The following is a 4,242-nucleotide window of genomic DNA, read 5'->3' on the forward strand; positions in this document are numbered from 1 at the left end:
GAAGGGCCCGGCGACGGGCACCGAGCTAACCCGCAGACAATCCCGGGGGATGCGGTGAAACGGCCGTCCCGCGGGGTGCAAGGCCGTAGCTGGGGCGATGAGTTCCCGGTGCGAGCCCCGTGGTAGGCCGCTCAGTCGAATGCCCCCTTGACACAGAAGGCGGGCTACGACCCCCTCGCCAAATCAATAGATGAAGCGAGCAGAATGAGAGCGCCACCTATTACTGTTTTCACACCTGGCAATTCTCCGAAGACCAAGAACGCGTAAACTATCGCGCTCAGCGGGTCGAGGTAGCTGAGCAAAGCGGCGTCTTTGACCTCCACATTCTTCAGCCCGTCCATGTAAAGGTAGAGAGCTAAAACAGTATGCACGAGGACGAGAACCGCTATTGCCCACCAGACCGGGTTTCCGACGTTTTCAACGGCCACGAATGGGACTAAAACGGCAGAAGCTACCGCCAGCTGGAGGAATGTCAAACTTTCACCGTCAACGCCCCTCAGGAACCTGCCGAGGTTCGGAATCAGGGCGTAGAAGAGCGCCCCTAAAAACGCGAACACGATTCCTATGAAGTCCCTGTCGGAGAGGCTGATTCTCTGGGACGAGGCTATGAGGAGCAGTCCCGTGAAGGCTACGGCAAGGCTCAGAACCTTTCCCGCGTCGAGCTTCTCCCCGAGGAAACGCCATGAAATCAGCGTAGCTAAAACCGGCGCGGTGTAGTAAACGAGAACTGCGTTCGCTATGGTTGTGTAGTCGAAGGCCGTGAAGAGGAAGACCCAGTTCAAAGCTAAGACCGTTCCGAGCGCGAGCAGGTGGTAAGGCCTCTTCCTCAGCTCTCCCAAAGCGTTTCCGAGCTTTCCTCTGAAGCCGAGGATTGGGAGGAGGACGAGCGCTCCAAGCGAAACCCTTGCGAAGGCTACTCCCAGGCCGGGAAGTCCGGAGAGCCTGCCGAATATCCCGACGCTCCCCCATATAAGCATCGCGAGCGCTATCTGAGCCTTTCCCCGGTTCATAGCGAGCTCTCCCACTCCTCGTACGCTTCCTTCACTTCCTCCTTCCTGAACTCAGGCACGGCGTCCCTGAAGGGGTTGAACTTCTCGAGTTTCCTTTCATCGGGGCCGATGTAGGTCGTTATTAGCCCGACCTTGGAGTGCAGGCTTGACGGCAGGCGGAGGATTCTCTTGACGTCAACGGTAACGCGCCCATCGAAATATGCCTTGGAGAATGTGCTCGATATCGAGAACAGCCTTATCAGCGTTTTATAGCCGACTCCGCTCGGGAAAGAGGCCAGCAAACCCCTCTCGACGAAGCTTCTGACGATTCTCTCTCGGCTCTCATCGCTCAGGAGTTTTCTGGCAAGGCCCTTCTTTATCCCTGCGCTCATCAGGTGGTTCTCGTTTGCCCTCTTTATGAAGTAGCCGAAGCGAAGGCGGAAGACCCTGAAGTAGCCGCTCGACAGCATAATCCTCCTGCTCATCACGTCTTCGTAGGTTACCTCCTCCGAGGCGCTAATGTAGGCTAGAATCCTCTCGCGGGCCTTGGCGTCGAGCCTCAGTGCCCACTCGTCGAGAACCCTTATGTGGTATCCCCTGCCCGAATAAACAACGTGGACGTCCTCAAAGCCGAAGTCCTCCTTGAGAATCACCAGCGTGTCCCTCGCAAGCTCTTTGGCGTCCTCCAGGCAGATTGGGCACACCTGCCCGCTCGGGTGCCTGTCCATACACCTCCTGAGGGGCAGGTCCTTGGCGTCTATGTCGAAGACGAGCTCCGCCCCGAGCCAGCCCTCCATCTGGGCCGGTTCGCGGTAGAGCGCAACCGATGTGTAGATTGCGTAGGGTGAGGTGGCCTTAACGTAGTCCTCCAAATCTCTAACGTCGGCGAATACGTTCTTCCTGTCGCTCGGCCCCTCCCCGGTGTGGTCGAAGCCGAACTCGCGTTTTTCAAGGCTATCAATAATGAACTTTGGAATCCTCTCGGCCTTCCACTCGCCCTTGTAGTAGAGCTCCCTTTCCTCCCTGCTAACCTCTCTGAGCAGTTCAGCCACCTTCCTCACCCCTTTCACCGGTTTCGCTACTCTCTTCCCTCGCGAGCCTTCTCAGATAGTACGTCAGCGGGTTCTTGACCCCCCTGCAGTATTTGTCCGGCTTGCATAACTGGGGAGCGTTGGCCCTTATCTTGTCGCAGTTCGGCGGGAAGTACCACGTTGAGTTCCCGCTGTCCTCGAGCGTTGGCTTATCGGTCAATCCGAAGCCGAGATGGTACCAGATGTTCTTAATCTCGTGGGGCTGGTCCTCGAAGAGCGGCGGCTTGCAGCGGTTGCCCGCTTCGATGATAACAGGTAAAATCTCCTCCTCGAGGACCCTTAAATCGCTCACGCAGTCCTTAACGCGGACGTCCTTCCTTGGCGGATTTGGACAGATGCGCGCGTAGCTCAGGAAGCTCGTTAAGAGAACCGTAATCGCGTAGTTCCTCATTCCAGCGGGGACGCCCTTGAGGGCCTCCTTAACGCACGGCGGGAAGAGGTCGAAGCGGAGTGGCTTTGCGCCAACCCTTCCGAGGTTCTCAAGCCTCTCTTTGAAGTACTCTCCTGCGAGCTCTTCAAGCTTCTCTTTAAGCTCCTCATAGAACCCGGGGAGTTCGTCCCTGACATCCGCGAGAAGACTAACGGCCCTGTCAAAGCGCCTCTCGAAGGCCATCTCCCAGAGCTTTAACGCTTCGTCCCAGCGGAGGTAGGCGTATCCTTTCCTAACGTAGACCTCCTTCAGCGACCCCTCCCAGAGCTTGAGGAACTCGCTCAGGTGCATTCTGTACTTCAGCTTGAGCTTCTCCCTCTCCTCCTCGGGCAGACTTCTGTCCATCGCCCTTTCAAGTATCTTCCTGTCCCTCTCAGGTATTCCCTCCGCCGGCTCAATCCTTAGAAGGCTACCCTCCAGCGAGCCCTTGCTCTCTATCCTCGCGCGGTAGAGCTTTGCTGTTGCCTTCTTCACGAACTCGGCCTCGATACCGTAGGGGGAGAACGCCAGCGCCCCGAGCAGGGCGTAGAATCGGAAGAGGTCCCTGAGCTCCTCGAGTGGGTCGGTTCTGAGGAGCTCTCCCGGGGGCTCATTGGATTTTAGCATCCAACCGACGAGTGAGAGTGCCTCATCCACGCTTATGCTTGAGGGAATCCTCTCAAGGAGCGTCAGAACGTCCCCAAACTCGCGCCTTATTAGTTCCTGCGCCTCCCTTCCAAAGGGGTCGGACATGGTTTCACCTTGCTCCCACTTTGCTTTTTTCAATAAAACGTTTCCGCCCCTGTGGTGTTCCTTGGCGATTTAATAAGTAAACCGTTGTAAATCTTCCATCAAAGGGGACTTTAGTTCCGTTATCTTCCAAAAGTTTTATATCCCCAAACCATCAATTAGCTATAGCGGGTAAACTAAGAGCTATCTCCAACAGCCATCACGGTGATTCGTATGACCAGAGAGGTGTGGCAAGTTCGCAGGGTCAAGACCGGGATTCCCGGTTTTGACGACCTCGTTGAGGGAGGATTCCCCGAGGGAACCACGGTCCTTGTAACCGGTCCCACCGGAAGCGGTAAGACAACGTTCGCGGTTCAGTTCGTTTACAAGGGTGTTGAGCTCTATGATGAACCCGGAGTAATAGTCACCCTCGAGGAGAGGGCGCAGGACCTCAGGAGGGAAATGAGGACCTTTGGTTGGGACATCGAGAAATACGAGCGCGAGGGCAAGATAGCAATAGTGGACGGTGTCAGTGCCGTCGTGGGGCTCCCATCCGAGGAACAGTATGTCCTTGAGGGCAACCTCAACGCCGAGGACTTCCTGAGGTACGTCTACCGCGTTGTTAAGGCAATCAACGCCAAGAGGCTCGTCATAGACTCCATTCCCTCCATAGCGTTCCGCCTCAAGAAGGAAGAGGAAATCAGGGAGATGCTCCTACAGCTCAACACGATACTCCTTGAGATGGGCGTCACGTCAATCCTCACAACCGAGGCCCCCGATCCGAGCAGGGGCAAAATCAGCAGGTACGGCGTCGAGGAGTACATATCCAGGGGTGTCATTCTCCTAGACTTCATCGAGAGGGAGGTTGAACTCAAGCGCTATCTCTTAATCAGGAAGATGCGTGAGACGAGGCACTCGATGAAGAAGTACCCCTTCGAGATAACTGAAGAGGGCATAGTCGTTTACCCGAGCGGGGAAATCTACTGACACCCAAAATTTTTTAAGGCTCTCCGTGTTTACTATT

The 4,242-nt window shown here is 55.9% G+C and carries 4 protein-coding genes; 1 reads left to right on the forward strand and 3 read right to left on the reverse strand.

What is annotated here, in order from left to right; translation table 11 throughout:
• Nucleotides 1-164: 164 nt before the first annotated feature.
• From MVO87_RS06430 to priL, 3 genes are read right to left on the reverse strand one after another with little or no spacing between them, the layout of a single operon-like run.
• Nucleotides 165-1,010 (reverse strand): DMT family transporter, encoded by an 846-nt coding sequence (locus tag MVO87_RS06430; protein WP_297513044.1) that lies wholly within the window; start codon nucleotides 1,008-1,010, stop codon nucleotides 165-167.
• A complete protein-coding gene (priS, locus tag MVO87_RS06435; protein WP_297552615.1) occupies nucleotides 1,007-2,041 on the reverse strand; it encodes a DNA primase catalytic subunit PriS in 1,035 nt (344 codons plus the stop codon). Before priS ends, MVO87_RS06430 begins: the two co-directional genes overlap by 4 nt.
• Nucleotides 2,034-3,242 carry a DNA primase large subunit PriL gene (gene priL / locus MVO87_RS06440; protein WP_297513046.1) on the reverse strand — a complete coding sequence of 403 codons (1,209 nt, stop codon included), beginning with the start codon at nucleotides 3,240-3,242 and terminating at the stop codon, nucleotides 2,034-2,036. Before priL ends, priS begins: the two co-directional genes overlap by 8 nt.
• A 210-nt stretch (nucleotides 3,243-3,452) precedes the next feature.
• Between priL and MVO87_RS06445 the strand changes: the two genes are divergently transcribed.
• Entirely contained in the window at nucleotides 3,453-4,205 is a 753-nt protein-coding gene (locus tag MVO87_RS06445; protein WP_042691249.1) for an ATPase domain-containing protein, read from the forward strand.
• Nucleotides 4,206-4,242 lie beyond the last annotated feature (37 nt).

The organism is Thermococcus sp., assembly GCF_027063845.1.
In the GTDB taxonomy this organism is placed as follows: Archaea; Methanobacteriota_B; Thermococci; order Thermococcales; family Thermococcaceae; genus Thermococcus.

What these genes read in the sequence shown, in the direction of transcription:
- MVO87_RS06430 (WP_297513044.1), bottom strand. Translation starts at nt 1,010, where the DNA reads ATGAACCGGGGAAAGGCTCAGATAGCGCTCGCGATGCTTATATGGGGG.
- priL (WP_297513046.1), bottom strand. Translation starts at nt 3,242, where the DNA reads ATGTCCGACCCCTTTGGAAGGGAGGCGCAGGAACTAATAAGGCGCGAG.
- MVO87_RS06445 (WP_042691249.1), top strand. Translation starts at nt 3,453, where the DNA reads ATGACCAGAGAGGTGTGGCAAGTTCGCAGGGTCAAGACCGGGATTCCC.